The organism is Dietzia sp. MNB45 (assembly GCF_051994785.1).
In the GTDB taxonomy this organism is placed as follows: Bacteria; Actinomycetota; Actinomycetes; order Mycobacteriales; family Mycobacteriaceae; genus Dietzia; species Dietzia kunjamensis.
The window spans coordinates 711281-735863 of record NZ_CP163397.1 but is presented as its reverse complement, the minus strand read 5'-3'; the positions used below and the strand labels follow the sequence as shown (position 1 = coordinate 735863).

Below are 24583 nucleotides of genomic sequence, written 5' to 3'. Positions count from 1 at the left end.
TGTTCTCCTTGTTCGTGGGTGGTCAGTGCTTGTTGTCGGCGGTCGACGCCGAGAGGAACGCGGGCTTCTCGCCGCCGCCGTGGACCAGCAACTCGGCCCCGGTGATGTACGCGGCCAGGGGCGAGGCCAGGAATGCTGCGGCCTGGCCGACGTCCCGCGGGTCCGCCATCCGGCCCATCGGGATCGTCGCGTCGACGGCCGCCACGCCGTCGGAGTCCCCGTAGTGCATCTCGGCCAGCTCGGTTTTGACCGGGCCCACCACCACGGAGTTGATCCGGACCGCGGGCGCCCACTCCACCGCGAGTGACTGCGTGAGCGAGTCGACGCCCGCCTTTGCGGCGCCGTACGACGCGGTGCCGGGCGAGGGCCGGTGCCCGGAGACGGACGAGATGTTGATGATCGCCCCAACGGTCGGCTGCATGACCCGGTTGGCCTCCTGCGCCACGGTCAACGCCGACAGCAGGTTGAGGGCGACGATCTTGGCGTGGAAGTTGGCGCTGGCCTCCGCCGCCAGGGCGAACGGTGCGCCCCCGGCGTTGTTCACCACCACGTCGAGCCGCCCGTGGTCGGCGACGATGCCGTCGATCATCGCGCGCACCGCCTCGGCGTCGCGGAGATCGACGGAGTGGAACTCCAGATCGGCCACGTCGGAGCCTTCATCGGCGGGCCGGCGCGCGCAGGTGACGACCACCGCGCCGGCCTCCCGGAAGACCGTGCTGATGCCGGCGCCCACGCCGCGTACGCCCCCCGTGACGAGGACGACCTTCCCCGCCAGACCCAGATCGATGTTCGTCATGCGTGCTAGCCTACCAAGCAAGCGTTTGGTTAGTCACTGTGCCGTCCCGGACGGCGGTGGCGCGGGAAGGAGCTCCATGGGCATCAACGTCGACAAGGGCGCAGACGGGATAGCCACCGTCACGGTCGACTACCCACCTGTCAACGCCATCCCGTCCGCGGGATGGTTCGAACTCGGCGAGCAGATCCTCGCCGCGGGCCGCGACCCCGACGTCCACGTCGTGATCCTCCGGGCCGAGGGCCGGGGATTCAACGCGGGCGTCGACATCAAGGAGATGCAGGACTTCGAGGGGTTCGACCACCTGCTGGCCGCCAACCGCGGTTGCTACGTCGCGTTCAACGCCGTCTACGAGTGCGCGGTCCCCGTGATCGCCGCGGTGAACGGGTTCTGCGTGGGCGGCGGGATCGGCCTGGTGGGCAACGCCGACTGCATCGTCGCCTCCGACGATGCGGTGTTCGGCCTGCCCGAGGTGGACAGGGGGGCGCTCGGCGCCGCCACGCATCTGGCCCGGATGGTCCCCCCGCACATGATGCGCACCCTGTATTTCACGTCGCGCAACGTCACGGCGCAGCAGCTCCACTCGTGGGGCACCGTCTACAACGTGGTCCCCCGCGACCAGCTGGACGCCGCGGCACGCGACCTCGCGGAGACCATCGCGGCCAAGGACACGCGGGTCATCCGGGCGGCCAAGGAAGCCATCAACCACATCGACCCGGTCGACGTGAAGTCCTCGTATCGCATGGAGCAGGGTTTCACGTTCGAACTCAACCTCGCCGGCGTTGCCGACGAGCACCGCGACGAGTTCGTCAAGACGGGCCAGAACTTGGACAAACGAGACAAGCGATCCGAGAGGACGGGCGAGAACAAGTGAGCAGCACCCCCACCCCGCGCGACAAGCGCACGAGCCTGGACGAGGCCGTCTCGCGCCTCTCCAGCGGCATGACGATCGGCATCGGCGGCTGGGGTTCCCGACGCAAGCCGATGGCGCTGGTCCGCGCGATCCTGCGCCGCGAGGACCTCACCGACCTCACCGTCATCACCTACGGCGGCCCGGACCTCGGCCTGCTGTGCTCGGCCGGCAAGGTCTCCAAGGCCTACTACGGCTTCGTCACCCTGGACTCGGCCCCGTTCTACGACCCCTGGTTCGCAGCGCGCCGCACCGAGGGTTCGATCATCTCCCGCGAGATGGACGAGGGCATGGTTCGCGCGGGCCTCACCGCCGCCGCGCAGCGCCTGCCGTTCCTGCCGACCCGCGCAGGCCTCGGTTCGGACGTCTTCCGGTTCTGGGGCGACGAACTCAAGACCGTCGACTCGCCGTACCAGGTCGACGGCAAGACCGAGACCCTGGTCGCGATGCCCGCCCTGCGCATGGATGCCGCGCTGATCCACCTGGACAAGGCGGACAAACACGGCAACGCCGCGTTCACCGGCGCCGACGGGTACTTCGACGATCTCTACGCCATGGCCGCGGACACCGTCCTGCTCGAGACCGACGAGATCGTCGATTCCGCGGACGCCCTGATGAACGAGGTCGGCCCGCAGCGCATGCTGCTCAGCCGCATGTTCGTCGACACCGTCTCCGAGGCCCCGAACGGCGCCCACTTCACGTTCGCGGGTGGCTACGGCCGCGACGAGGCGTTCCAGAAGCACTACGCCACGTCCGCGAAGGATGAGACGTCGTGGAAGGCGTTCGTCGACGAGTTCCTGTCCGGGTCCGAGGAGGACTACCAGAAGGCCGTCACCGCGTTCGCGGAGAAGGTCGCTGCCGAGAAGGCCGCCCAGAAGGGAGCCAAGTGATGTCCGACGTCACCACCGAGTCCGCCACCACTCAGTCCATCAGCAGGGCCGAGTACTGCGCTGTCGCCTGCGCGGATATTTTCGCCGGCGCCGGTGAGATCTTCGCGTCCCCCATGACCCCGATGGCCACCATCGGCGCGCGTCTGGCCCGGCTCACCACCGAGCCGGACCTGCTCATCACCGACGGCGAGTACCGATTCCTCGGCCAGACCCCGCCGCTGGGCAAGACCATCGACTTCGAGGGGTACATCCCGTTCCCCCGCGTGTTCGACGTCCTGCAGGCCGGCACCCGCCACGTGGTGATGGGCGCCAACCAGATCGACCGCTTCGGCAACCAGAACCTCTCCGCGTTCGGTGACGACGTGCAGAAGCCCACCCGCCAGATGTTCGGCCTGCGCGGGGCGCCCGGCAACTCGATCAACCACGCCACCAGCTACTGGGTGGGCAAGCACTCCTCCCGGGTCTTCACGGCGAAGGTCGACGTCGTCTGCGGCGTCGGTTACGACCGCTACACCGAGGGTGACCCCGCCTTCCGGTACCACCACATCCACCGGGTGGTCTCCAACCTGGGCGTATTCGACTTCGGCGGCGCCGACCGCAGCATGCGTGCGGTCAGCCTGCACCCCGGCGTCACCGCTGATGAGGTCGCGGAGAACACGGGCTTCGAGATCGAGGGCCTGGCCGACGCCGCGGTCACCCGCGCCCCCTCGGACGAGGAGCTGCGCATCATCCGCGAGGTGCTGGACCCGCGCGGGTTCCGCGACCGCGAGGTGCCGGCCGCATGAACGCGCCGACACTGTCCACGGCCTTCACCGAGCTCGTCGGTGTCGAGTACCCGATCGTCCAGACAGGCATGGGCTGGGTCTCCGGACCCGAGCTGACCGCGGCCACGGCCAACGCCGGCGGACTGGGGATCATCGCCTCGGCCACCATGACCTACGCCGAGCTCGAGGACGCCATCGTGCGGACCAAGACGCTCACTTCCAAGCCCTTCGGCGTCAACCTCCGGGCCGACGCCGAGGACGCCGCCGAGCGGTGCGAGCTGATGATCCGCCACGGGGTGAAGGTCGCGTCGTTCGCTCTCGCGCCCAAGCCGGAGTTGATCGCCCGGCTGAAGGAGAACGGCCTCGTCGTCGTCCCCTCCATCGGCGCCGCCAAGCACGCCGTCAAGGTCGCCTCCTGGGGCGCCGACGCGGTGATCGTCCAGGGCGGTGAGGGCGGTGGCCACACCGGCCAGGTCGCCACCACCCTGCTCCTCCCCAGCGTCATCGACGCGCTCGGCGGCGCGGGCAACACCTCGATCCCCGTGGTCGCCGGCGGCGGCTTCTTCGACGGCCGCGGACTGGTCGCGGCGCTGTCCTACGGCGCCGCGGGCGTCGCCATGGGCACCCGCTTCCTGCTCACCAGCGACTCCCGGGTGCCCGATGCGGTGAAGACGCAGTACCTGGAGAAGGGCCTGCAGGACACCGTCGTCTCCACCCGCGTCGACGGCATGCCGCACCGCGTCCTGCGCACGGGCCTGGTCAACGCCCTCGAATCGGGCAGCCCACTCAAGGGCATGGCCGCCGCCGTGCAGAACGCGAATAAGTTCAAGTCCATGACGGGCATGAAGTGGCAGCAGCTCGCCAAGGACGGCCTCAACATGAGGAAGGCGTCCGACCGGACGTGGCAGCAGATCGTCATGGCCGCCAACACCCCGATGCTGCTCAAGGCCGGGCTGGTCGAGGGCAACACCGAGGCCGGCGTCCTGGCCTCCGGACAGGTCGTGGGCATGATCGACGACCTGCCGAGCTGTGACGAACTGATCCAACGGATCATGACCCAAGCTCACGAACGGCTGGACGCGCTCCGCGAACTCGGCTGAGACACCACCGGACGGACGCCCCCACCTGTGTTCACAACAGGTGGGGGCGTTCGTCTTCGATAATCCCCACGTATGGCGAACTCTTGGCTTATCCTTAGACAGTTCACATATCAGGCGGGCTCGGCCCGTCCCATCCCCTCCGGAGGAACCCCTCATGTCCCGTACTGCTCTCCGTACCGCCGCCGCCCTCGGCGCGGCCACCGCACTGACCGTCGCCGGCGCCGGCGTCGCGGCCGCGACCACGGCCGACTCGTCCGTCGACGGCAACACCGTGTCCGTGACGTTCGCGCTCGACAACGGTGGGCTCGCTGACGGCGACGCGTGCGGGGCGGTGCTGACGCCGACCTCCTCGGCGGCCACCTTGGCGGGCAAGCTCGCCAACGGCGACCTCGAGACGATCCTGGGTACGCTGACCGGCGATCCCAGCGTCACCGTACTCAAGAGCGACACCACCGGGCTCCCGTCCGTCGTCCTTGGTGAGGTCGCCGGGGTCGGCGTCAGCTCCGACACCGCGTCGGCCACCGTCGAGCCGGATGTCTACGCGCTCGTCACCTACTGCGCCACGGACGAGGAGCCTTCCATCGAGGCGCCGCTCGTCGTCGGCAACCCCGTCGATGCCATCACCGGCTCGCTGGCAGGGCTGACCGAGGGCGACGGCCTCGCCGTGCTCTCCTCGGTCCTCGGCGGCGGCGAGGCCGGCGGCGGCCTCGGCCTCGGCCTCGACACCCTCTCGTCCGCGCTCGGCGGTGAGGCCGAGGGCGAGCTCGACCTGGCCGTCCTGTCCTCCGCGCTCGGCGAGACCGATACCGAGAACTGACCCCTCACCGCGCCCGGGCCTACCGGCGCCAAGAGACGGGCTCCGCACCGGCTGGTGCGGGGCCCGTCCTGTCGTTCGGGGGTCGTCGCCGTCAGGCGTCCAGGCGCTCGATGATCGTGACGTTGGCGGTGCCGCCACCCTCACACATGGTCTGCAGGCCGTAGCGGCCGCCGGTCCGCTCGAGCTCGTTCAGCAGGGTCGCGAACAGCTTGGCCCCCGTGGCGCCGAGCGGGTGGCCCAGCGCGATGCCGCCGCCGTTGGGGTTGACGCGCGCCGGGTCCGCGCCGGTCTCCTTGATCCACGCCAGTACGACGGGGGCGAAGGCCTCGTTTATCTCCACCACGTCGATGTCGTTGATCGTCAGGCCGGTCTTGGCCAGCGCGTGCTTGGTCGCCGGGATGGGCGCGGAGAGCATCATCACCGGGTCGTCACCGCGGACGGTGAGGTGGTGGATGCGGGCGCGCGGCGTCAGTCCGTACTTCTCGACGGCCTCGGCGGAGGCGAGCAGCCCGGCGGAGGCGCCGTCACAGATCTGCGAGGCGACGGCGGCGGTGAGCGAGCCGCCCTCGGCCAGCACGGGCAGCGAGGCCATCTTCTCCAGGGTGGTCTCGCGCGTGGTCTCATCGGCCTCGAGGCCGGCCATCGGCACGTACTCGCCGGCGAACCGCCCCTCGGCGATCGCGGCGCGGGCGCGGGCGTGGGACTGCAGTGCCCACTCCTCCATCTCCCGGCGGGAGATGTCCCACTTGTCGGCCATCATCTGGGCGCCGTTGAACTGCGAGATCTCCTGGGAGCCGAAGCGCTCGACCCAGCCGGTGGAACCGGTGAACGGATCGTCGAAGCCGTACTCCCGGCCGGCGAGCATGGCCGACGAGATGGGCAGTGCACTCATGTTCTGCACCCCGCCGAACAGGATCACGTCCTGGGTGCCGGACCAGATGGCCTGTGCGCCGAAGTGGATGGCCTGCTGACTGGAGCCGCACTGTCGGTCCACGGTGGTGCCCGGGACGCCCAGGGGCATCGCGGCGGCGAGCCAGGCGGAGCGGGCGATGTTGCCGGCCTGGGGGCCGATGGTGTCGACGCAGCCGAAGATGACGTCGTCGACGACCTCCGGGTCGATACCGGTGCGTTCGACGACCGCCTTGATGACGTGCGCGCCCAGGTCGGCCGGATGCTGTCCGGACAGGCTGCCGCCGCGCTTGCCGACAGGCGTGCGGACGGCGTCGATAACGTAGGCCTCGCGGCCGGTCACGCTGGTCATGTGTCTCCTCGGGAAGGGATGGGAAGGTCAGCCGACGGCCAGGCCGTCGAGCACGATGTTGAGGTATTGGTCCGCGATGGCCGCGTGATCGTTCTCGTCGTCGGGCCGGTACCACCGCACGGCGACCCACACCGTGTCGCGCAGGAAGCGATAGGTGAGCCGCACGTCGAGGTCACCGCGGAAGTCGCCGGACTCCATCCCGCGGGTGAGCACGTCGGTCCACATCTCGCGGAACTCGGTGTTGCGCTCACGGAGGTAGTCGAATCGCGGGTTGCCGCGCAGGTGCTTGAGTTCGTCCTGGTAGATGGCGACCTCGTCGCGGTCGCGGTGGATGGCCTCGAACGAGGCGCGGACCAGCTGTTCCAGGGTCTCCCGCGGGCCGAGGCCGGCCTCCACGATCCGACGGTACTCGCCGAAGAGTGCGTCGAGGAACCCGCGGAGGATCTCGTCGACGATCGCCTCTTTTGACGAGAAGTGATGGTAGAGGCTCCCCGAGAGGATGCCCGCGGCGTCGGCGATGTCGCGGACGGTGGTCGCACGCAGGCCGCGTTCGGCGAAGAGCCCTGCCGCGATCGACAGGAGCTCCTCACGTCTGGTCGTGCTGGTCATACCCCGAGGGTACCAACCAAGCACTTGCTAGGTAGAGGTTCGGTCCTCCCCCGCGTCACCGAGCCCCCGGAAAGATGCCCGGGGGCTCGGCCACTGTCGCGCGGTCGGGTCAGGAACCGAAACCCAGGAGGACGTACTCCAGGGTCGCGATGATCGCCCCGGGGATGTTGAGGACCCCGTGGACGATGTCGCCGAGGGAGCCGGCCGGCAGGGAGGGAGCGAGGCCGTCGACCGATCCGTCGATCGTCTCGTGGAGGTCGTGCAGTGAGCCACTGAGCATGGTGTTCTCCGTTCGGTCGGATCAGGCGGGGCCGTGGGAGCCGAAGCCCCAGAACAGGTTGGACGAGCCGTAGAGCAGGGCTGCGGGCAGCTTGAGCACGCCACCGATAACGTTGCCGGCCGATCCGGCCGGAACGATGCCGTCCACGGATCCCCACAGGTCGTCAGCGAGCCCTCCGAGCACGCCGCTGAGGTCAATCATTCTTCATCTCCGATGGTCGAGGGGGTTGACGACACTCAGCTTAGTGAGGCCCCCGACCGCCCGCGGGGCAGTCCCCCGGATTGCCACGCGGGTGCCGGGCGCGGCGCACAGGCGCCGCCGCCCCGCCCACCTCGCCGCTAGACTCCGGCGCATGCGGACCACCTCATCACTGACCTCCCGCCCCTGTCGCACCCGTGCCCTCGTGGCGTCGGCGGTGCTCGGCCTGACGCTGGGGCTGGGCGCGTGCGCGACCGGGGAGGGGAACGACGACGAGGGCAGCACCGCCACCGCCACCGCCGCGGCCGAGTCGGCCGAACCGGCGGGGTCGGCAGCGTCGTCGGAGTCCGCAGTGTCGTCGGAGCCCGCCGATCCGGGGTCGACCCCGCCGCCCGGCAAGGTCGAGCAGCTCGTCCTCACCGCCGAGGACGCCCCGGAGGTCGGGCTGCAACCCGTCCCCGCGGATGAGATCGCCGGCGGGATGGACGCGCTCGGCGCGTTCACGTCCGATGTCCGCGTCGAGCCGGAGCAGTGCGCGGACATCAGTCAGGACGGGCTGGGTGCGCAGTCGGAGCCGGACGCGATGGCGATCCAGGCCGGCCAGGTCGGGGGCACCTCGTTCGCGGTGGCCGTGACCCGGGTGACCGACGGCCTGGCCGCGCGGGCGCAGCAGATCCAGGACTGCCCGGTCATGACGGTCGCGTTCCCGCTCCAGGGCGAGGAGATGATCACCGAGGCGCAGAACTCGCTGCTGGAGGTCGACGCCCCGGAGGGGGTCGAGGACTTCGCGGCCGTGGTCCAGGACAACTCGATGACCATGATGGGGCAGTCCATCCGGACGTCGAACGTGATGATCACGGGCGTCGTCCGCGGGCTCGGCATCTCCGTCACGGCGTCCGGCACCGACGGGCCGATCTCCAACGAGGCCCGGGACACCGCCCTCGAGCTCTTCGCAGCGCAGGCGGAGAAGGTCCGGACCGCCTGATGCCGCTGCCCGTCAGGCGCGCTGCGAGGAGATGGAGACGACCTCGCCCGTGAGGTAGGTCGTGTAGTCGCTTGCGAGCATGGCGATGGTCGCGGCGACCTCCCACACGTCGGCGGCCCGCCCGAAGGCCTCCTTGGCGGCGAGCTCGTCGAGCAGCTCCGCGGAGGCGGACTTCTCGAGGAACTTGTGGCGGGCGATGGACGGGGCGATGGCGTTGATCCGCACCCCGTAGTCGGCACCCTCGATGGCGGAGCAGCGGGTCAGCGCCATGACGCCGGCCTTGGCCGCGGCGTAGTGGGCCTGCGCCCGCTGCGCGCGCCAACCCAGCACGGAGGCGTTGTTGACGATCACGCCGTTGTGCTCCGCGTCGCGGAAGTACCTCAGCGCCGCGCGCGTCGCGCGGAAGGTGCCGTTCAGGGTGATGTCCAGGACCCGGTCCCAGTCCTCGTCGGTCATGTCGACGAGTTCGGTCTCGCCGCCGAGTCCGGCGTTGTTGATGAGCACGTCGATCCGGCCCAGCTTCTCCGCGGCACCGGCGATCAGTGCGTCGACGTCGGCGGTCGACTGGACGTTGCAGGTCAGCGACTCGATCTGCTGGTCCGGGAACTCGGCGGCGAGCGCGTCGCGGGCCTCGTTCATGCGGCGTTCGTGGAAGTCGGAGACCAGGACGTCGGCGCCCTCGAGCGCCGCGCGTCGGGCCGCCGAAAAGCCGATCCCGGTCCCGGCCGCCGCGGTCACCACGACCTTCTTTCCCTTGAGCAGTCCGTGTCCGGGGGTCTCCTCGGGGACGACGGCGAGGGGGGATTTCTGCTCGGTCATGACGGCCTTGCCTCTCGGGGTAGTCCGAGCACGCGCTCGGAGATGATGTTGCGCTGGATCTCGTTCGATCCGCCGTAGATGGTGTCGGAGCGGGTGAACAGGAAGAGCCGCTGCCACTGCGCGAGCTCGAGGTTCTCGGGGTCGCGGAGGTCGTTGGGCGCTCCCTCGGAGGTGCGGGTGGGACCGGTGAGGGACTGTGCCCCCTGCACCTCCATCGCGAGCTCGCCGAGGTCGCGGTGCCAGTTGGCCCACAGCAGCTTCGCGGCGGAGGCGTTGCCGCCGGAGGAGTCGCGCTCGGCGAGGGTCCGCAGCGCGTGGGCACGAATCACCTTGAGCCCGATCCACGCGCGGGTGATGCGCTCGCGCACGGCGGGCACCTCGGCGCTGCCGTTGGCGCGGGCCATCGCGACGATCTCGTCGAGTTCGCGGGCGAAGCCGACCTGCTGGCCCAGGGTGGAGACCCCCCGCTCGAACTCGAGCAGGGTCATGGCCACCTTCCAGCCGTCGCCCCGCTCCCCCACGATCATGCCGGCGTCGGTGACCGCATCGTCGAAGAAGACCTCGTTGAACTCGGAGGTCCCTGTCAGTTGCTGGATCGGGCGGATCTCCACACCCGGCTGGTCGAGCGGGACCAGGAGGAAACTCAGTCCCTTGTGCCGGCTCGTACCCGCTTCCGTGCGGGCCACCACGAACACCCACTGACTGAGGTGCGCGAGCGAGGTCCACACCTTCTGCCCGTTGAGGTGCCACCTGCCGTCATCCCCGAGTTCGGCGGTCGTCGAGACGTTGGCCAGGTCGGACCCGGCGCCGGGCTCGGAGTACCCCTGAGCCCACAGTTCGGTGACGTCGATGATCCGCGGCAGGAAGCGGTCTTTCTGCTCCCGGGTCCCGTGGGCGATCAGGGTCGGGCCGAGGAGCGTCTCACCGAGGTGGGACACCCGCGCCGGGGCGTCGGCCTTGGCGTACTCCTCGTGGAACCGCACCTGCTGACTCAGCGATGCGCCGCGCCCGCCGTGCTCGACCGGCCAGCCGACGCAGGTCCAGCCCGCCGCCGCCATGTGCCGCTCCCAGGCGAGGCGTTGCGGGAAGAACTCGTGTTCGCTACCGGGACCGCCGACGCCCTTGATCTCGGCGAACTCGCCGACGAGGTTGGCATCCAACCAGGTGCGGAACTCCGCCGCGAACTCGTCGTCGGTCATCTCCGACGCGGGCGTGCACTTCTCGGGTGCCGAACTCTCGGTCATACGCCCACACTACCAAGCACTTGCTTGGTTTGCCGGAACCGCCCTCCGCCCACGCCGGGATCGGTTTGGATGACGCCCATGACCCCCCCCTCTCAGCCCCTGTCCGGCAAGGTCGCCTTCATCACCGGCGCCGCGCGCGCCCAGGGCCGGGCCCATGCGGTCCGCCTCGCCTCGGAGGGCGCCGACCTCGTCGTCGTCGACGTCTGCGCGCCGGTGTCCGGGTCCGCCACCTATCCCGCACCCACGCCGGACGACCTGGCCGAGACCGTCCGCCTCGTGGAGGAGACCGGCCGGCGCGCGATCTCGGCGGTCCTCGACATCCGCGACCTGGGCGCGCTGCAGGATCTCGTCGCCCGCACGATCTCCACCTTCGGACGGTTGGACATCCTGGTCGCCAACGCCGCCGTGCTCAGCTGGGGGCGACTGTGGGAGATGCCGGAGGACGACTGGGACACGGTCATCGGCGTCAACCTCAGCGGCACGTGGCGGACGATCCGTGCGGCGGTGCCGGCGATGATCGAGGCGGGAAACGGCGGGTCGATCATCATCGTCAGCTCGTCCGCAGGCCTCAAGGCGACGCCCGGGAACGGGCACTACTCGGCCTCGAAGGCCGGTCTGGTGGCGTTGACCAACGCCCTCGCACTCGAGGTGGGCGAGTTCGGCATCCGCGTCAACTCGATCCACCCCTACTCGGTGGACACGCCGATGATCGATCCCGAGGGCATGGCCGACCTCTTCGGCCGCTTCCCGTCGTTCCTCCACAGCTTCTCGCCGATGCCCCTGAAGAACGCCCGCGTGGACGGCGCGAGCACGCTCGCCGACTTCATGCCGCCCGAGGAGGTCTCCGAGGTGGTCTCCTACCTCGCCGGCGACGGTTCGCGGTCGATCTCCGGCGTCCAGCTCACGGTCGACCGGGGAGCGCTCAAGTACTGACGGCGGCCAAACCAAGCACTTGCTTGGTAGGGTGCAGGCCATGAGCACCACCGTGGAGACCACCCCCGCCGCCCTGCGTCGCGCGGCCCGGTCGTGGCCGGAGCGCGAGGCGATCGTCGACGTGCAGCCCGGCCAGGACACCCGCTGGACGTGGGCCCACCTGCTCGACGAGGTCCGCCGGTTCGCCGCCGGCCTCGTCTCGCGCGGGCTCGCCCCCGGTGACCGCGTGGTGATCTGGGCGCCCAACACCCGCCACTGGGTGGTCGCGGCGCTGGGCGTGCAGTTCGCGGGAGGCACCGTCGTCCCCGCGAACACGCGCTACACCGGGAGCGAGACACTGGAGATCATCCAGCGCACCCACGCGGTGGCGGCCGTGGTCGCGGGGACGTTCCTCGGCACCGAGCGGATCGTCGACCTCGTCGACGCCGCCGGGGTCACCGACGCCACCGGGGCCACCGGGGCCGCCGCCGGCCCGCTCGCAGCGGCCACCTCCCTGCGCACGATCGTGCGCATCCCCCTCGACGCCGGCGACACGGTCCCCGCGGGGGCCGGCGCCGCCGGGGGCGTCGACGTCGTGGACTTCGACGACCTGCGCGCGCTGGCCACCGAGGAGCTGCTCGCCGCCGGGGACGCGCGCGCCGACGCGGTGACCGGGGACGACGTGGCCGACATCCTCTTCACCTCCGGTACCACCGGCAAGAGCAAGGGTGTGGTGGCCCTGCACCGTCAGACCGTCGCGGGTTCGCGCGCGTGGGGCGGCAACAACGGGCTCACGGAGCGCGACGGGTACCTCATCGTCAACCCGTTCTTCCACAGCTTCGGCTACAAGGCCGGCTTCCTGACGTGCGTGCTGTTCGGCGTGACGATCGTCCCCCTGGCCGTCTACTCGACCACCGAGACCATGCGGTTGATCCGGGACGAGAAGGTCACGATCCTCACCGGGGCACCGACGATCTTCCAGACACTGCTCGACGACCCCACCCGTGTCGACTACGACCTGTCGTCGCTGCGGGTGGCGGTGACCGGCGCCTCGGTGGTGCCGGTGGTGCTCATCGAGCGGATGCAGTCCGACCTGGGGCTGGAGACGGTGATCACCGCGTACGGCCAGACGGAGACGATGGGCTTCATCACCACCACCCGCACCGGTGACGACGACGTCACGGTGTCCACCACGTGCGGCCGCGCCTACCCGGGCATGGAGATCCGCATCGGCGAGCACGGCGAGATCCTCACCCGCGGCGAGATGGTCATGCAGGGCTACCTCGACGACCCCGAGAACACGGCCAAGACCATCGACCCGGACGGCTGGCTGCACACCGGCGACGTCGGCGAGATCGACGCCGACGGCAACCTGCGCATCAGCGACCGGCTCAAGGACATGTACATCAACGGCGGGTTCAACGTCTATCCCGCCGAGATCGAGCAGACCCTGGCCCGCCTGGACGGAGTGGTGGAGACCGCCGTGATCGGTGTCCCGGACGATCGGATGGGCGAGGTCGGCAAGGCGTTCATCGTCCGCCGCGAGGGCTCGACCCTCACCGAGCAGGACGTGCTGGACTTCTGCTCCGAGCACCTGGCCAACTTCAAGCGGCCGCGCACGGTCGCGTTCGTCGACTCCCTTCCGCGCAACGCCTCGGGCAAGATCGTCAAGACCGAGCTGCGATGAGTCCCGGCGCCGTCCTGGTCACCGGCGCCTCCGGTGGGATCGGCGGAGCGGTCGCCCGACGGCTCGCGGACGAGTTCCCCGACGCGCCCCTGGTCCTCGGCTACCGCTCGACCGAGCCCGAGGACCTGGCGCGGGAACTGGGGGTGGAAGCCGTGCGCCTGGCGCCAGGCCACGCCGACGGTGACGGCGACGGGAACGACGACGACGAGGTGGCCTCGGTGATCGACGGGATCGCCTCCCGACACGGCGGAATCCGCGTGCTGGCCCACTGCGCCGGTCCGCACGTGCCCATGGTGCACCTGTCCCGGATCGCACCGTCCGAGTTCCGTCGACAGCTCGAGGACGACGCGGTCGGGTTCTTCGCGATCGTGCGCCCCGCGCTGGAGCACCTGCGTGCGGTGGCGGGCAACGTCGTCGTCGTCACCACTGCGGCCACCACCCGCTATCCGGTGCGCGACGGACTGTCCGCCGCCCCCAAGGGCGCGGTCGAGCAGCTCGTCCGGGGCCTGGCCGCCGAGGAGGGGCGCTTCGGCGTGCGCGTGAACTGCGTGGGCCCGGGGATGCTCACCGACGGGATGGCCGAGCGGCTCATCTCCTCCGGCGACCTCGACGAGCGCGCGCTGGAGGTCACACGCGGCAACATCCCCCTGCGCCGGTTCGGTACGGCCGCCGACATCGCCGAGGCGGTCGCGTTCCTGGCGTCGGACCGCGCCGGGTTCATCTCGGGCCAGAAGCTCGACGTGGACGGGGGTTACGGGGTGTGACGAGAGCCGTCTGAATCCGGCTCGCCGCGCCCGTCCGGTACAGTTACCAACCAAGCACTTGCTAGGTAAGGAGAACCCCAGCTCATGACCGATGCACCGATCCCCCCGGTCCTCGGGGTCGACGACCTCGGGCCGGACACCCAGCCCGTCGCCTACGAGGTCACCGACGGCACCGCGTACGTCACCCTCAACCGACCGGACTTCCGCAACGCGCAGAACTCGGTGATGACGTACTCGCTGGACAACGCGTTCATCAAAGCCGTAGAGGACGATGCGGTGAAGGTGATCGTCCTCCGGGCCAACGGCAAGCACTTCTCGGCGGGCCACGACATCGGCACGCCCGAGCGCGACCACCACGTCCAGTACCCCAACCGTGCGGCGCTCTGGTGGGACCACACCACCCGCGGCGGCGGCGACCGACGCCTGGCCCGCGAGAGCGAGGTCTACGTCCAGATGTGCCGCCGGTGGCGGGAGATCCCCAAGCCGATGATCGCCCAGGTGCACGGCGCGTGCATCGCCGGCGGACTCATGCTGGCGTGGATCTGCGACTTCATCGTGGCCTCCGACGACGCCTTCTTCTCCGACCCCGTGGTGAAGATGGGCATCCCCGGCGTCGAGTACTTCGCCCACGCCTTCGTGCTGGGCCCGCGCCGCGCCAAGGAGATCCTCTACACCGGTCGCAGGTTCGGCGCCGCCGAGGCGCTGGAGTGGGGAATGCTCAACCACGTCGTGCCCCGCGAGGAGCTGCAGGCCAAGGTCGACTCGATCGCCGAGGAGATCAAGGCCATGCCGGCGTTCGGTCTGACGCTGGCCAAGAAGGTCATCAACTCGAACGAGGACCAGATGGGGTTGCAGACCTCCCTGGACACCGCGTTCGGCTGGCACATGTTCGCGCACTCCGCCAACGCCGAGCCGGACGACACCGACTCGTTCTCTGCCTCCCTGGGCGGTATGGACGCGCGCTCGATGCGCGACAGCGCGAACACCGGCTCGACCGGCGGCGCCGCCCCGACCGGCGAGAAGAAGGACTGACGCCGTGGATCTGGATCTGGACGCATCGACCCGCGAGTTCCGGCTCGAGGTGCGGCAGTGGCTCGAGGCCAACGTGCCCACCGAGCCGCTGCCCCACATGGACACCCGCGAGGGCTTCGAGGCCCACCGCCGGTGGGAGGCGACGATGGCCGACGCCCGCATGTCGGTCGTGTCGTGGCCCGAGGAGTTCGGCGGCCGCGACTGCGGGCTGGTCAACTGGGTGGTCTTCGAGGAGGAGTACTTCCGCGCCGGAGCCCCGCTGCGGGTGAGCCAGAACGGCATCTTCCTGCTGGCACCGACGCTGTTCGACCACGCCACCCCGGAGCAGCTGGCGCACATCATGCCGCGCATGGCCCGCGCCGACGACATCTGGGCGCAGGCCTGGTCCGAGCCCGAGGCCGGGTCCGACCTGGCGTCCCTGCGCTCGACCGCCAGGCGCGTCGAGGGCGGCTGGGTGCTCAACGGGCAGAAGGTGTGGTCCACCCGCGCCTCGTTCGCCGACAAGGGCTTCGGCCTGTTCCGCACGGACCCGGACGAACCCCGCCACAAGGGCCTGACCTACTTCATGTTCGACCTGCGGGCCGAGGGCGTCACGGTCCGCCCGATCGACCAGCTCGACGGCCTGCCCGGTTTCGCCGAGCTGTTCCTCGAGGACGTCTTCGTGCCCGACGACCCGGCGAACCCCGCCGAGTCCGGCGTGATCGGCGAGGTCAACCAGGGCTGGAAGGTGGCCATGTCCACCGCCAACAACGAGCGCGGCCTGTCGCTGCGCTCCCCCGGACGGTTCCTCGCCACGACCGACCGGCTGCTCGACCTGTGGGGCACCGCCGAGGCCGAGCTCGACGACCGCACCCGTGGGTCCCTGGCGGACCGCGTCGTGGACGCGTGGATCGGGTCGCGCGCCTACGAGCTGAGCACCTGGAACACGGTCACGAAACTCACCGGCGGCGCCAACCTCGGTTTCGAGTCCTCGATCAACAAGGTCTTCTGGTCGGACTGGGACATCGCGACCCACGAGACCGCCCTGGACGTCCTCGGCACCGCCGGCGAGCTGGCCGGTGAGCAGTGGATGGACGGCTACCTGTTCGCCCTCGCCGGCCCCATCTACGCGGGCACCAACGAGGTCCAGAAGAACATCATCGCCGAGCGACTCCTCGGCCTCCCGCGCGGCTGAGAAGGCGGTTTTCTGAACATGCAGTTCGCACTCGATCCCGAGATCATCGACTTCGCCGGCAGCATCGACTCCCTGCTGGCCAAGTCCGACATGCCCACCGTGATCCGCTCGTGGGCCGCCGGTGACACGGCCCCCGGCACCGCCGTGTGGGGCCGCGTCGCCGAGACGGGCGCCGCCGCCCTGCTCATCGACGAGGCCGCCGGCGGCGCCGGCGCCACCGCGGTCGAGGCCGTGGCCGCGCTCGAGGTCCTGGGCCGCCACGCGGTGCCGGGTCCCGTCGTGGAGACCGTCATGGTGGCGCCCCGTATCGCCGCCGCCCTCGGCGGGGACTCCGACGCCGGGGACGTGGCCGGGGAGATCGCCGGCGGGGCGCTGGCGTCCGTCGCCGCGCCCGGGGTCTCCCCGTTCGCCCCCGACGCCCACGTCGCCGGGTACCTGTGGGTCGTCGACGACGACGAGGTGTTCACCGCCTCCGCCGGCGAGACCCGTCGCTCGGTCGATCGCGCCCGCACTGTCACGACCCCGACCCGCGGGGCGCGGGTGGGCTCGGCGAGCACCGTCGACCTGGTCAACCACGGCGCCCTCGGCACGGCGGCCCAGCTCCAGGGCCTCGGCCAGGCGATGCTCGACATGAGCGTCGACTACGCCACGCAGCGCAAGCAGTACGGCAAACTCATCGGCGAGTACCAGGCTCTCAAGCACCAGCTCGCCGAGGTCGCGATCGCGCTGGAGATGGCCCGCCCGCTGCTGTGGGCCGGAGCCCTGGCGATCGCCGAGAACCCCGGCGCCCCCGACGCCGCGGTCCGCGACGTCTCCGCCGCCCGCGTGGCCGTGGCGGACGCCGCCTACCTGGCCGCCCGCACGGCGCTGCAGGTGCACGGCGCGATCGGCTACACGCTGGAGCACGACCTGGGCCTGTGGCTGACCAAGACCCGCGCCCTGCAGACGGCGTGGGGCACCCAGAGCTACCACCGCGGTCGGGTGCTGGACTCACTGCGCGGCGGCGTTGCCCGGGCCGCGGGGGCCGTGGGGGCCACCCGGTGACCGCGCCCGCCACCCCGGCGACCGCCACCCCCGGTGTCGATACCGAGGAGCAGGCCGCGTTGCGGCAGTCCGTGGCCGCGCTTCTGGAGAAGAAGTCCGACTCCGCGGCCGTGCGCGCCGCGTTCTCCTCCGACGACGGGTACGACCCCGCACTGTGGGCGACGCTGGTCGACCAGATCGGGGCCGCCGCCCTGTCGATCCCCGAGGAGCACGACGGCGCCGGGGCCACCTGGCTGGAGACCCACCTGGTGTGCGAGGAGCTGGGCCGACGCCTCACGCCCTCCCCCATGCTCGGGTCCGCCGTCCTCGCCGCCCAGGCCGTGCTCGCCTCCGGTGACGCCGACGCGTATGCCCGCCTCCTGCCCGGAATCGCCGCCGGCGACCTGTCCGCGCTGTGCTGGGCCGGGCTCGACGGCTGGGCCACCCCGGGGGTCCGCGCCGACGGCACGGCGCAGGGCAATGCGACGCTCACCGGCACCGCCCATCACGTCCTCGGCGCCGACACCGCCGCCACGCTGCTCGTCGTGGCGGTCGCCGGAGACGAGGTCGGCCTGTTCGAGTTGCCCGCCGACGCGGCCGGCGTCACCGTGACCCGCGTGCCGGTGATGGACCCCACCCGCACCTTGGCGCGCGTCGAGTTCGACGGCGCCGCGGCCACCGCGATCCCCACCCGTCCGAGCTTCCTGCCCCGCCTGCGCGCCGCCGGGTGGGCCGCACTGTCGGCCGAGCAGGTCGGTGCCGCCCGCGCCGTGCTGGACGCCACCGTGCAGTACACGCAGGAGCGCAAGCAGTTCGGCCGGGTCATCGGGTCGTTCCAGGCGCTCAAGCACCGGATGGCCGACATGTACGTCAAGGTCGAGACCGCCCGGTCGCTGTCCTACTCCGCCGCCGCCTCCGTCGCCGAGGCGCAGGCACTCGGCGACGGGCCCGCCGCCGACGAGGCGGCCTACGCGGCGGAGATCGAGGCCGCCGCGGCCAAGGTCTACTGTTCCGAGGCCCTGCAGTGGATCGCCGGGGAGTCGATCCAGCTCCACGGGGGCGTCGGCATCACCTGGGAGTACGACGCCCACCTGTACTTCAAGCGGGCCCACGGGACAGCGCAACTGCTCGGACAACCGCACGAACTCCTCGCCGCCCTGGAGGTCGCGGCGGGGCTGTAGCCGGGGCCACTAGAATCATCCGCATGAGCCCCTTCCCCGCGCACGGACGGACCAACGACCAGCGGTCGGCCGAGGACCTCGCGGCCCAGGCCGGTCGCCTGCTCACCGACCTGCGGGTCTCACGGGTGGCGCCGGAGGATCTCGGTGCGTTCGCGGAGGCCGAGGCGCAGTCCGTCATCATCGACCGACTGGCCGTGGCGAGGCCCGGCGACCTCGTGTTCGGCGAGTGGGACCCCGACTCCCGCGCCCGGCTGGAGGCCGACCGCGTGTGGTTCGTCGATCCCCTCGACGGAGTGCGCTCCTACGTGACCGAGGGCCGCCCCGACTGGGCCGTCCACGTGGCCCTGTGGGAGAAGGACCCCGAGGGTGTCGGCGGCATCACCGCGTGCGCGATCGCCATGCCCGCCTACGGCCGGGTCCTCACCGGGCGCGGCGCCACCACCTATCAACCCACGTCGATCATCCGCGGCCCCCGGCCCGGACCGCTGGTGCCGCCCCGCGAGGACGACCGCCTGCGCATCGCCGTCTCCGAGGCCGAGCCTCCCGCGTTCGCCGAGGAACTCGCCGAGGAGCTCGATGCCTCCCTGGTCCACCTCGGATCCGGCGGCGGCAAGACCGCCACCGTGCTCGAAGGTGAGTGCGACGCGTACATCCACACCAGCGGTCACCACCAGTGGGACTCCGCCGCCACTGTGGGCGTGGTGCAGCAACGCGGCCTGCACGCCAGCGCCCTGGACGGCTCCGAGCTGGTCTACAACACCGAGCAGATCGAGTTCCCGGACCTGCTGGTGTGCACGCAGGACGTGACCGAGACGATCATCGACGCGGTCCGCAGATACCTCTAGCGCTCCAGGCCGCGGTATCCGGCGAACCGCTCCGCGATCCGCTCCTCGCTGAGTCCGTAGTCGGCGAGCGTGTAGCGGTGCGCGGGGGCGCGGTCGCCGGACAGGCTCTTGTCGTTCTCGGCCACCACGCCCGCGCGCACGTCCTCCGGCAGCTCCGTGCCGACGGCGGCGTAGACGCGCTCCACCACGCCGGCCGGATCTGCCAGCAGCTCATGATGATCGACGTCGACGAACGTCGCCCGTGACGTCGGGTCCGCCTCGTGCCGCGCGCGGGCGGCGTCGAAGGTCTCGACGCCCCGCGCCCAGAAGTCCAACTGTGACTCACCTATGTACTCCGGGATGAACCGCGTGGACCATTCCGCGGCGGTCTTGTGGGCGAGCGAGCACATCGACGCCATTGACTTGCGCGGATCGCGATGCGTCTGCACCACGACCGCGTCGGGGTAGACCTCGAGCAACGCGTCGAGGGCGAACAGGTGACTCGGGTTCTTGAGCACCCAGCGTCGCTCGGGATCATTCGCCCCGATGAGCTGGAGGTTCCGCTTGTGCCGCCGGTACGCGGGCACCCAGTCGGCGCCGGCCAGCCACTGCGAGTAGCCGTCGAGCCGGGCCAGGCACTCGTACGACGCCGACGTGAGCGACTGCCGCAGCAACTGCCAGCACTCCTCGAGGTCGTCCGCGGAGATGTAGTGCACGCCGCCGTAGTCGGGGTTCTCCGCCATGAAGCCGGAGTACAGGTCCCGTAGACCGACGTAGGCGGGGTCGTCCTCCCACTTCTCGCGCGGCGGCCGCGGCTGCGGCACCTCGGTCAACCACAGTTCGAGCCCCTGGTTGGCGGGGTCCGCGCCCAGGAGCCGGTGCAGCGCCGTGGTGCCGGTGCGGGGCAACCCGGTGACGACGACGGGACGCTCGATCGCCACCTCCGCCCCGGCCGGGTCCGCTGAGAATCCCGCGTTCGCCAGCAACCGGGCGGTGAGCGCGCTCTTGAGGACCGACCGCCAGTACTTGCTGCCGGCCGGGGTCAGGCCCGCGTCGGAGTGCAGGGAGTCCAGCAGGATCCCCAGCGCCTCGCGGTGCCCGTCCTCGCCGTCGCCGAAGTCCTCGAGTCCGACCGTGCGCGAGGCGCTGGCGTGCAGGTCCTCGACGGTGCCGACATGCACACGGTCGGTGTCGCCTCCGGCCGAGACGGTCATGAGAGCCCCCTCCGGGCGAACGCGTCCTGACGGGCGGCGATCCGCTCGCGCCACTGCTCCGGCGTCACCCGCAACTCCTCGTACCCGGGCACCTCATCGGCGAGCCGCTCGAACGGCACCACCTTCACGGTGGGGCCCAGCTCCGGTGTGATGGGATCTCCCACCCGCTGCCAACGGAACTGCATGATGCCCTCGCGGCGGCCCAGCGTCTCGACCCAGTTGGCCAGCCCCGGGTCGCGCCCGGAGACCACCAGATGGATCAGTCCGTCGGAGGTGACGTGCGCCTGGTCGGCGGTGAGACTGGTCTGATGGTGCACGTACTCCAGCGAGGCGTACCACATGCTGCCCAGCTGGAAGCCCTGGTAGGGCACCCCGGCGACGGGCACAGAGATCACCATGGCCTCGTCCGGACCGAGCTCGAAGACGCCCGCGGACGAGAACTGCGTGGTGAGCCCACCCGGCGTCTGCCGCGGTTCGTTCAGCGTGTTGCGGGCCTGGTCGCCGAAGAACCACTCCGGGAACGCCAGCCACGTCCGCAGCCGCCCGACGAGCGCCTCGGCGAGTTTGGCGTAGAACTTCTCCTGCCCGGCGAGCGTCACCGGCTCCGGTGCGGTGCCGACCGTGTCGAGTCTGCGGATGATCGCCGACCCGGCCTCCTCACGGCTCCAGTCGGAGTACACCTCGCGGACCGCGATCATGGACGATCCCGGGTGGAGCACCACGTAGCCGGCGTCGCCCTCGTCGTCGTCGTACCTCGCCGGTCCCAATCGGAAGCGATACCGGCCGTCGGCGTCGATCTCCAAGGCACGGTCGTCGAACGCCGCGTGCGACGCGGCGCGCTCGTCGGCCGAATACGTCCCGGCCATGACCTGGAACGACAGGTCCGCGGTGGTACCGCGCCGACCCTCGATCTCGTACTCGGCGCCGTCGGTGAGGTTGGCGTAGAAGTACAGCGTGTCCGGGTTGTCCAGGCCCATCTTGGTGTACGGGCCCGTGGCCTGGAACAGCTGTGGGTGACTTCGCCCGCGGTGCTGGCCGGTCTCGATGGCCCCCCGGATGGTCCCCAGCAGGTAGTCCAGGCCCTCCGCGACGTCCTCCTCGGTGTGGACGTGCGGCGCCGAGCGGATGATCTCCTCCGCCTCCGCCAGCGCACCCGCCAGCGGTCCCGTCACGCCGCTCACAGCCACGTGTAGGAGTCGGCGGAGGTGATGAAGTTCTCCAACTCCTCCTGCTCGGGCGTCGGGTCGACCACGTCCTCCTCGATGCTGAGGTAGGCACCGCGGTAGAACAGCAACGGGCGGATGTCGCGCTTGGTCGGGCCGAGGTTGTCGACCCGCCCCAGCACGATCCAGTGATCGCCGCCGTCGAGGACCTGGTCGATCTCGCAGTCCAGCCACGCCATGACGCCCTCGATCACCGGCGACCCCAGCGGGCTGGGCGACCAGTCGATCTGCGCGAACTTGTCGTCACCGCGGCGACCGAACGTCGAGGAGACGTCCTCCTGGTCCTCGGACAGGATGTTCACCACGAACCGTCCCGCCTTCTCGATCCCCTTCCACGAACCCGAGGTCTTCATCGGGCAGAACAGCACCAACGGCGGCTCGAGCGACAGGGCCGAGAACGACTGGCAGGCGAAACCCACCGGCTTGTCGTCCTCGACAGCGGTGATGACGGTGATCCCCGTACAGAACTGCCCCAGTGCGTCACGAAGTTCACGGCTGCTGAAGGACTGGCCCTCCGGGCTCTCGTCGGTGCTGCTCATGTGGGTTGTCCTCCCTGGACTTTCGGCTCGCGAACTGTCTGCAAGGCCCAGCCTAGGCGGCTACTTGAACCCGACGGAGAAGTCGTGGCCCCACAGGCTCACGGCCGTCGACTCACGCGCCACCCATTTCTCGTCGTCCTCGACCTGCACGCCCTCACAGCCGTACTCGCAGTCGAAGCCTCCGGGCGTCTTCATGTAGAAGCTCAGCATCTTGTCGTTGACGTGCCGGCCGAGCGAGGCCGACATCCTCACCTTCTTACGCGTCGCCCGGTCCAGCGCCAGCCCCACGTCGTCCGCGGTGCCGACCTCGACCATCAGGTGGATGATCCCGGTCGGGTTGGGGAACGGGGTGAACGCCAGCGAGTGGTGCCGCGGGTTGCAGCCGAGGAACCGCAGCCACGCGGGCTCGCCGTCGGCCGGTCGGCCCACGATCTCCGGCGGCAGGCTCATCGAGTCACGCAGCGTGAACCCCAGGACGTCACGGTAGAACTCGAGCGCCGCGGTCTCGTCCGGGGTGGACAGGACGATGTGGCCCGCACCCTGGTCGCCGGTGACGAACTCGTGCCCGTACGGCGTCGGGATGCGACGGTGCTGCAGCGCGATGGTGTGGTAGATCTCCAGCGTGAACCCGGCCGGGTCCTGACAGGTGATCAGCCCCCGCACCTTGCGGTCGCGCGCCACCTCGGCCGGGGCGTCCTCCCAGGGCACACCGGCCGCGTCGAGGCGCCGCTTGACGTCCTCGAACTCGCCCTCGTTCGCACACTCCCAGCCCACCGCGGAGAGCGTGTCCTCCTCGCCGGGGACGATGATCCACCGGTGCGGATGATCGTCCATGCGGAAGTAGAGCGACTCGGGATCGTCGCCCGATCCCTCCACGAAACCCAGCACCTTCGTGCCGTACTCGTGCCAGGCGGCCATGTCCGTGGCGAAAACCCGGACATACCCGAAATTGCTGATCGCCATAATTGTGAGTCCTTTCGATCCGTGAGGTGGATCAGACCATCGAGTCGGTGACCTTTTCGCCGAACTCGTTCTGCCCATACATGATGTACGCCTTGGTGGCCTCGTTGGCGGCGTGGACCCGCCCGGCGTTGGCATCCCGCCAGAATCGCTGGATCGGCGAGGTCTCCTCCAGGGCGCGGGCCCCGGAGTTCTGGAACAGCAGACCGATGGCGTCGATCGACCGCTGCGTGGCCCGGACCTGATCGCGGCGGGCGCGCGTGCGGAGCTCCATGTCCGGGTACCCGCCGGCGGTGATGATGTCCTGCTCCTCGCGCACGTTGCGCATGAGCTGCAGCCACGCCGCGTCGATGTCACCGGCCGCCTCGGCCAGGCGCACCTTGGCGAACGGATCGTCCTTGACCGCGGTGCCGAACGCGGCGCGCACGCGCTCACGCTGGTGCCCGCGGTGCACCTCGTAGCAGCCGAACGCCATGCCGACGATCGGCGTCGAGATGGTGGTGGGGTGGATGGTGCCCCACGGCATCTTGTAGATGGGGTTGGTGTTGACCTCGAGCCCGGGGCTCTTGGTGGCCGCCATGAGACCGAAGGACAGTACGCGGTGCTCCGGGATGAGTGCGTCCTTGACCAGGATGTCGTTGGAGCCGGTGCCCTTGAGCCCGGCGACGTGCCAGACATCGAGGATCTCGTATTGGGACTTCTCGACCAGGAACGTGCAGAAGTCGACCATCTTGCCGTTGTCGTCGAGCACCGGGCCGCCCACGAAGACCCAGTCGGCGTGGTCGGAACCCGAGGACCAGGACCACTTGCCGTTGAGCACCAACCCGTCGGCGGTCTTCTTCGCCGCACCCATCGGCGCGTACGAGGACGAGATCCGCACCGTCGGGTCCTCGCCCCACACGTCCTCCTGCGCCTGCTGCGGGAAGAGCGCGAGGTGCCAGTTGTGGATGCCGAGGATGCTCGCGCACCACCCGGTGGACGGGCACGCCGTCGCGATGGTCTTGACAGCGGTGTAGAAGGTCTCCATGTCCGCCTCGTACCCGCCCCACTGGGCCGGCTGGCACAGCTTGAAGAAGCCGGCCTCGTCGAGTTCCGCGATGTTCTGGGGATGGACCTTGCGCAGGTCCTCCGTCTCCTGGGCCCGCTCGGCGAAACCGGGCAGCAGAGCCGTGATGCGGTCGATGACCTCGTGGGAGGCGTACTCGCTCATGTGAACCTCTCTGGCGTTCGTGGGGGTGATGCGGACTAGACTAGAACACGTTACAGTTTTGCACCAGGCAACCGCCGCCGGGCAAGAGCTTCTGGCACCCTGTGCCAGCACTTACGCACCCTGGTTGTGGCCTGCCCGCCCATTCTATAACCTGTTCTCATCCGGCTCAC

The 24583-nt window shown here is 70.2% G+C and carries 26 protein-coding genes; 14 read left to right on the top strand and 12 right to left on the bottom strand.

Annotation, left to right across the window (positions count from 1 at the left end):
* Window positions 1-22: 22 nt before the first annotated feature.
* Window positions 23-796, bottom strand: coding sequence for an SDR family oxidoreductase (locus tag AB5G72_RS03615; RefSeq protein ID WP_440221022.1), 774 nt, complete (start codon window positions 794-796; stop codon window positions 23-25).
* 76 nt (window positions 797-872) lie between these two features.
* On the opposite strand from AB5G72_RS03615, the gene AB5G72_RS03610 reads away from it, so the two are divergent.
* The 5 genes from AB5G72_RS03610 to AB5G72_RS03590 all read left to right on the top strand — a co-directional run bounded on the left by AB5G72_RS03610 (window position 873) and on the right by AB5G72_RS03590 (window position 5274).
* A complete protein-coding gene (locus tag AB5G72_RS03610; RefSeq protein WP_109148489.1) occupies window positions 873-1667 on the top strand; it encodes an enoyl-CoA hydratase family protein in 795 nt (264 codons plus the stop codon).
* A complete protein-coding gene (locus AB5G72_RS03605) occupies window positions 1664-2593 on the top strand; it encodes a CoA transferase subunit A (protein WP_120284551.1) in 930 nt (309 codons plus the stop codon). The genes AB5G72_RS03610 and AB5G72_RS03605 overlap by 4 nt, the downstream gene beginning before the upstream one ends.
* Complete coding sequence (locus AB5G72_RS03600) at window positions 2593-3378, top strand: CoA-transferase subunit beta (protein ID WP_440221021.1); 786 nt, start codon at window positions 2593-2595, stop codon at window positions 3376-3378. Before AB5G72_RS03605 ends, AB5G72_RS03600 begins: the two co-directional genes overlap by 1 nt.
* Window positions 3375-4457: an NAD(P)H-dependent flavin oxidoreductase gene (locus AB5G72_RS03595; protein WP_440221020.1), complete on the top strand. Its 1083-nt coding sequence runs from the start codon at window positions 3375-3377 to the stop codon at window positions 4455-4457. Before AB5G72_RS03600 ends, AB5G72_RS03595 begins: the two co-directional genes overlap by 4 nt.
* Before the next feature lie 154 nt (window positions 4458-4611).
* The gene (locus AB5G72_RS03590) at window positions 4612-5274 is read left to right on the top strand and encodes a hypothetical protein (RefSeq protein WP_440221019.1); all 663 of its coding nucleotides are present in this window, start codon (window positions 4612-4614) and stop codon (window positions 5272-5274) included.
* A gap of 91 nt (window positions 5275-5365) precedes the next feature.
* Here AB5G72_RS03590 and AB5G72_RS03585 read toward each other — a convergent pair whose 3' ends face one another.
* From AB5G72_RS03585 to AB5G72_RS03570, 4 genes are all read right to left on the bottom strand, one after another.
* Entirely contained in the window at window positions 5366-6535 is a 1170-nt protein-coding gene (locus tag AB5G72_RS03585; protein ID WP_440221018.1) for an acetyl-CoA C-acetyltransferase, read from the bottom strand.
* A gap of 27 nt (window positions 6536-6562) precedes the next feature.
* The gene (locus AB5G72_RS03580; protein WP_096906038.1) at window positions 6563-7144 is read right to left on the bottom strand and encodes a TetR/AcrR family transcriptional regulator; all 582 of its coding nucleotides are present in this window, start codon (window positions 7142-7144) and stop codon (window positions 6563-6565) included.
* A 109-nt stretch (window positions 7145-7253) separates the two neighbouring features.
* The gene (locus tag AB5G72_RS03575) at window positions 7254-7424 is read right to left on the bottom strand and encodes a hypothetical protein (protein WP_440221017.1); all 171 of its coding nucleotides are present in this window, start codon (window positions 7422-7424) and stop codon (window positions 7254-7256) included.
* A 21-nt stretch (window positions 7425-7445) separates the two neighbouring features.
* Window positions 7446-7625: a hypothetical protein gene (locus AB5G72_RS03570; RefSeq protein ID WP_067711812.1), complete on the bottom strand. Its 180-nt coding sequence runs from the start codon at window positions 7623-7625 to the stop codon at window positions 7446-7448.
* A gap of 151 nt (window positions 7626-7776) precedes the next feature.
* Here AB5G72_RS03570 and AB5G72_RS03565 point away from each other — a divergent pair, with 151 nt between their 5' ends.
* Complete coding sequence (locus tag AB5G72_RS03565; protein WP_440221016.1) at window positions 7777-8607, top strand: hypothetical protein; 831 nt, start codon at window positions 7777-7779, stop codon at window positions 8605-8607.
* Window positions 8608-8619: 12 nt separating this feature from the next.
* Here the strand turns inward: AB5G72_RS03565 and AB5G72_RS03560 are convergent, their stop codons facing one another.
* Complete coding sequence (locus AB5G72_RS03560; RefSeq protein WP_067711807.1) at window positions 8620-9426, bottom strand: SDR family oxidoreductase; 807 nt, start codon at window positions 9424-9426, stop codon at window positions 8620-8622.
* Window positions 9423-10670: an acyl-CoA dehydrogenase family protein gene (locus AB5G72_RS03555; protein ID WP_440221015.1), complete on the bottom strand. Its 1248-nt coding sequence runs from the start codon at window positions 10668-10670 to the stop codon at window positions 9423-9425. The genes AB5G72_RS03560 and AB5G72_RS03555 overlap by 4 nt, the downstream gene beginning before the upstream one ends.
* A gap of 78 nt (window positions 10671-10748) precedes the next feature.
* Here AB5G72_RS03555 and AB5G72_RS03550 point away from each other — a divergent pair, with 78 nt between their 5' ends.
* The 8 genes from AB5G72_RS03550 (at window position 10749) to AB5G72_RS03515 (ending at window position 19288) form a co-directional block, all read left to right on the top strand.
* On the top strand, window positions 10749-11603 hold the full coding sequence (locus AB5G72_RS03550) for a mycofactocin-coupled SDR family oxidoreductase (protein ID WP_440221014.1): 855 nt from the start codon (window positions 10749-10751) through the stop codon (window positions 11601-11603).
* A 40-nt stretch (window positions 11604-11643) separates the two neighbouring features.
* The gene (locus AB5G72_RS03545; protein WP_440221013.1) at window positions 11644-13269 is read left to right on the top strand and encodes an AMP-binding protein; all 1626 of its coding nucleotides are present in this window, start codon (window positions 11644-11646) and stop codon (window positions 13267-13269) included.
* Complete coding sequence (locus AB5G72_RS03540) at window positions 13266-14033, top strand: SDR family NAD(P)-dependent oxidoreductase (protein WP_440221012.1); 768 nt, start codon at window positions 13266-13268, stop codon at window positions 14031-14033. The genes AB5G72_RS03545 and AB5G72_RS03540 overlap by 4 nt, the downstream gene beginning before the upstream one ends.
* 84 nt (window positions 14034-14117) lie before the next feature.
* The gene (locus tag AB5G72_RS03535) at window positions 14118-15065 is read left to right on the top strand and encodes an enoyl-CoA hydratase (protein ID WP_396468017.1); all 948 of its coding nucleotides are present in this window, start codon (window positions 14118-14120) and stop codon (window positions 15063-15065) included.
* Between the two features lie 4 nt (window positions 15066-15069).
* Window positions 15070-16239: an acyl-CoA dehydrogenase family protein gene (locus AB5G72_RS03530; RefSeq protein ID WP_440221011.1), complete on the top strand. Its 1170-nt coding sequence runs from the start codon at window positions 15070-15072 to the stop codon at window positions 16237-16239.
* An 18-nt stretch (window positions 16240-16257) separates the two neighbouring features.
* Window positions 16258-17283, top strand: coding sequence for an acyl-CoA dehydrogenase family protein (locus AB5G72_RS03525; RefSeq protein ID WP_440221010.1), 1026 nt, complete (start codon window positions 16258-16260; stop codon window positions 17281-17283).
* Entirely contained in the window at window positions 17280-18443 is a 1164-nt protein-coding gene (locus AB5G72_RS03520; protein WP_120284577.1) for an acyl-CoA dehydrogenase family protein, read from the top strand. The genes AB5G72_RS03525 and AB5G72_RS03520 overlap by 4 nt, the downstream gene beginning before the upstream one ends.
* A gap of 23 nt (window positions 18444-18466) precedes the next feature.
* Window positions 18467-19288 (top strand): inositol monophosphatase family protein, encoded by an 822-nt coding sequence (locus AB5G72_RS03515; RefSeq protein WP_440221009.1) that lies wholly within the window; start codon window positions 18467-18469, stop codon window positions 19286-19288.
* Here the strand turns inward: AB5G72_RS03515 and AB5G72_RS03510 are convergent.
* The 5 genes from AB5G72_RS03510 to hsaA are packed head-to-tail and all read right to left on the bottom strand — an operon-like array spanning window position 19285 to window position 24413.
* Window positions 19285-20481, bottom strand: a complete 1197-nt coding sequence (locus AB5G72_RS03510; RefSeq protein ID WP_185951206.1) for a sulfotransferase — start codon at window positions 20479-20481, stop codon at window positions 19285-19287. The genes AB5G72_RS03515 and AB5G72_RS03510 overlap by 4 nt on opposite strands.
* Window positions 20478-21662 (bottom strand): hypothetical protein, encoded by a 1185-nt coding sequence (locus AB5G72_RS03505; protein ID WP_440221460.1) that lies wholly within the window; start codon window positions 21660-21662, stop codon window positions 20478-20480. The genes AB5G72_RS03510 and AB5G72_RS03505 overlap by 4 nt, the downstream gene beginning before the upstream one ends.
* Entirely contained in the window at window positions 21659-22243 is a 585-nt protein-coding gene (gene hsaB, locus AB5G72_RS03500) for a 3-hydroxy-9,10-secoandrosta-1,3,5(10)-triene-9,17-dione monooxygenase reductase subunit (protein WP_132062675.1), read from the bottom strand. The genes AB5G72_RS03505 and hsaB overlap by 4 nt, the downstream gene beginning before the upstream one ends.
* Before the next feature lie 60 nt (window positions 22244-22303).
* A complete protein-coding gene (gene hsaC / locus AB5G72_RS03495; RefSeq protein ID WP_185951205.1) occupies window positions 22304-23206 on the bottom strand; it encodes an iron-dependent extradiol dioxygenase HsaC in 903 nt (300 codons plus the stop codon).
* A 31-nt stretch (window positions 23207-23237) separates the two neighbouring features.
* On the bottom strand, window positions 23238-24413 hold the full coding sequence (gene hsaA / locus AB5G72_RS03490) for a 3-hydroxy-9,10-secoandrosta-1,3,5(10)-triene-9,17-dione monooxygenase oxygenase subunit (protein WP_119192656.1): 1176 nt from the start codon (window positions 24411-24413) through the stop codon (window positions 23238-23240).
* Window positions 24414-24583: the final 170 nt, after the last annotated feature.

Bases quoted from the DNA above. Each gene is read 5' to 3' on its own strand.
- AB5G72_RS03615 (WP_440221022.1), bottom strand. From the start codon at position 796: ATGACGAACATCGATCTGGGTCTGGCGGGGAAGGTCGTCCTCGTCACG.
- AB5G72_RS03610 (WP_109148489.1), top strand. From the start codon at position 873: ATGGGCATCAACGTCGACAAGGGCGCAGACGGGATAGCCACCGTCACG.
- AB5G72_RS03600 (WP_440221021.1), top strand. From the start codon at position 2,593: ATGTCCGACGTCACCACCGAGTCCGCCACCACTCAGTCCATCAGCAGG.
- AB5G72_RS03595 (WP_440221020.1), top strand. From the start codon at position 3,375: ATGAACGCGCCGACACTGTCCACGGCCTTCACCGAGCTCGTCGGTGTC.
- AB5G72_RS03590 (WP_440221019.1), top strand. From the start codon at position 4,612: ATGTCCCGTACTGCTCTCCGTACCGCCGCCGCCCTCGGCGCGGCCACC.
- AB5G72_RS03585 (WP_440221018.1), bottom strand. From the start codon at position 6,535: ATGACCAGCGTGACCGGCCGCGAGGCCTACGTTATCGACGCCGTCCGC.
- AB5G72_RS03580 (WP_096906038.1), bottom strand. From the start codon at position 7,144: ATGACCAGCACGACCAGACGTGAGGAGCTCCTGTCGATCGCGGCAGGG.
- AB5G72_RS03575 (WP_440221017.1), bottom strand. From the start codon at position 7,424: ATGCTCAGTGGCTCACTGCACGACCTCCACGAGACGATCGACGGATCG.
- AB5G72_RS03570 (WP_067711812.1), bottom strand. From the start codon at position 7,625: ATGATTGACCTCAGCGGCGTGCTCGGAGGGCTCGCTGACGACCTGTGG.
- AB5G72_RS03565 (WP_440221016.1), top strand. From the start codon at position 7,777: ATGCGGACCACCTCATCACTGACCTCCCGCCCCTGTCGCACCCGTGCC.
- AB5G72_RS03560 (WP_067711807.1), bottom strand. From the start codon at position 9,426: ATGACCGAGCAGAAATCCCCCCTCGCCGTCGTCCCCGAGGAGACCCCC.
- AB5G72_RS03555 (WP_440221015.1), bottom strand. From the start codon at position 10,670: ATGACCGAGAGTTCGGCACCCGAGAAGTGCACGCCCGCGTCGGAGATG.
- AB5G72_RS03550 (WP_440221014.1), top strand. From the start codon at position 10,749: ATGACCCCCCCCTCTCAGCCCCTGTCCGGCAAGGTCGCCTTCATCACC.
- AB5G72_RS03545 (WP_440221013.1), top strand. From the start codon at position 11,644: ATGAGCACCACCGTGGAGACCACCCCCGCCGCCCTGCGTCGCGCGGCC.
- AB5G72_RS03540 (WP_440221012.1), top strand. From the start codon at position 13,266: ATGAGTCCCGGCGCCGTCCTGGTCACCGGCGCCTCCGGTGGGATCGGC.
- AB5G72_RS03535 (WP_396468017.1), top strand. From the start codon at position 14,118: ATGACCGATGCACCGATCCCCCCGGTCCTCGGGGTCGACGACCTCGGG.
- AB5G72_RS03525 (WP_440221010.1), top strand. From the start codon at position 16,258: ATGCAGTTCGCACTCGATCCCGAGATCATCGACTTCGCCGGCAGCATC.
- AB5G72_RS03515 (WP_440221009.1), top strand. From the start codon at position 18,467: ATGAGCCCCTTCCCCGCGCACGGACGGACCAACGACCAGCGGTCGGCC.
- AB5G72_RS03510 (WP_185951206.1), bottom strand. From the start codon at position 20,481: ATGACCGTCTCGGCCGGAGGCGACACCGACCGTGTGCATGTCGGCACC.
- hsaB (WP_132062675.1), bottom strand. From the start codon at position 22,243: ATGAGCAGCACCGACGAGAGCCCGGAGGGCCAGTCCTTCAGCAGCCGT.
- hsaC (WP_185951205.1), bottom strand. From the start codon at position 23,206: ATGGCGATCAGCAATTTCGGGTATGTCCGGGTTTTCGCCACGGACATG.
- hsaA (WP_119192656.1), bottom strand. From the start codon at position 24,413: ATGAGCGAGTACGCCTCCCACGAGGTCATCGACCGCATCACGGCTCTG.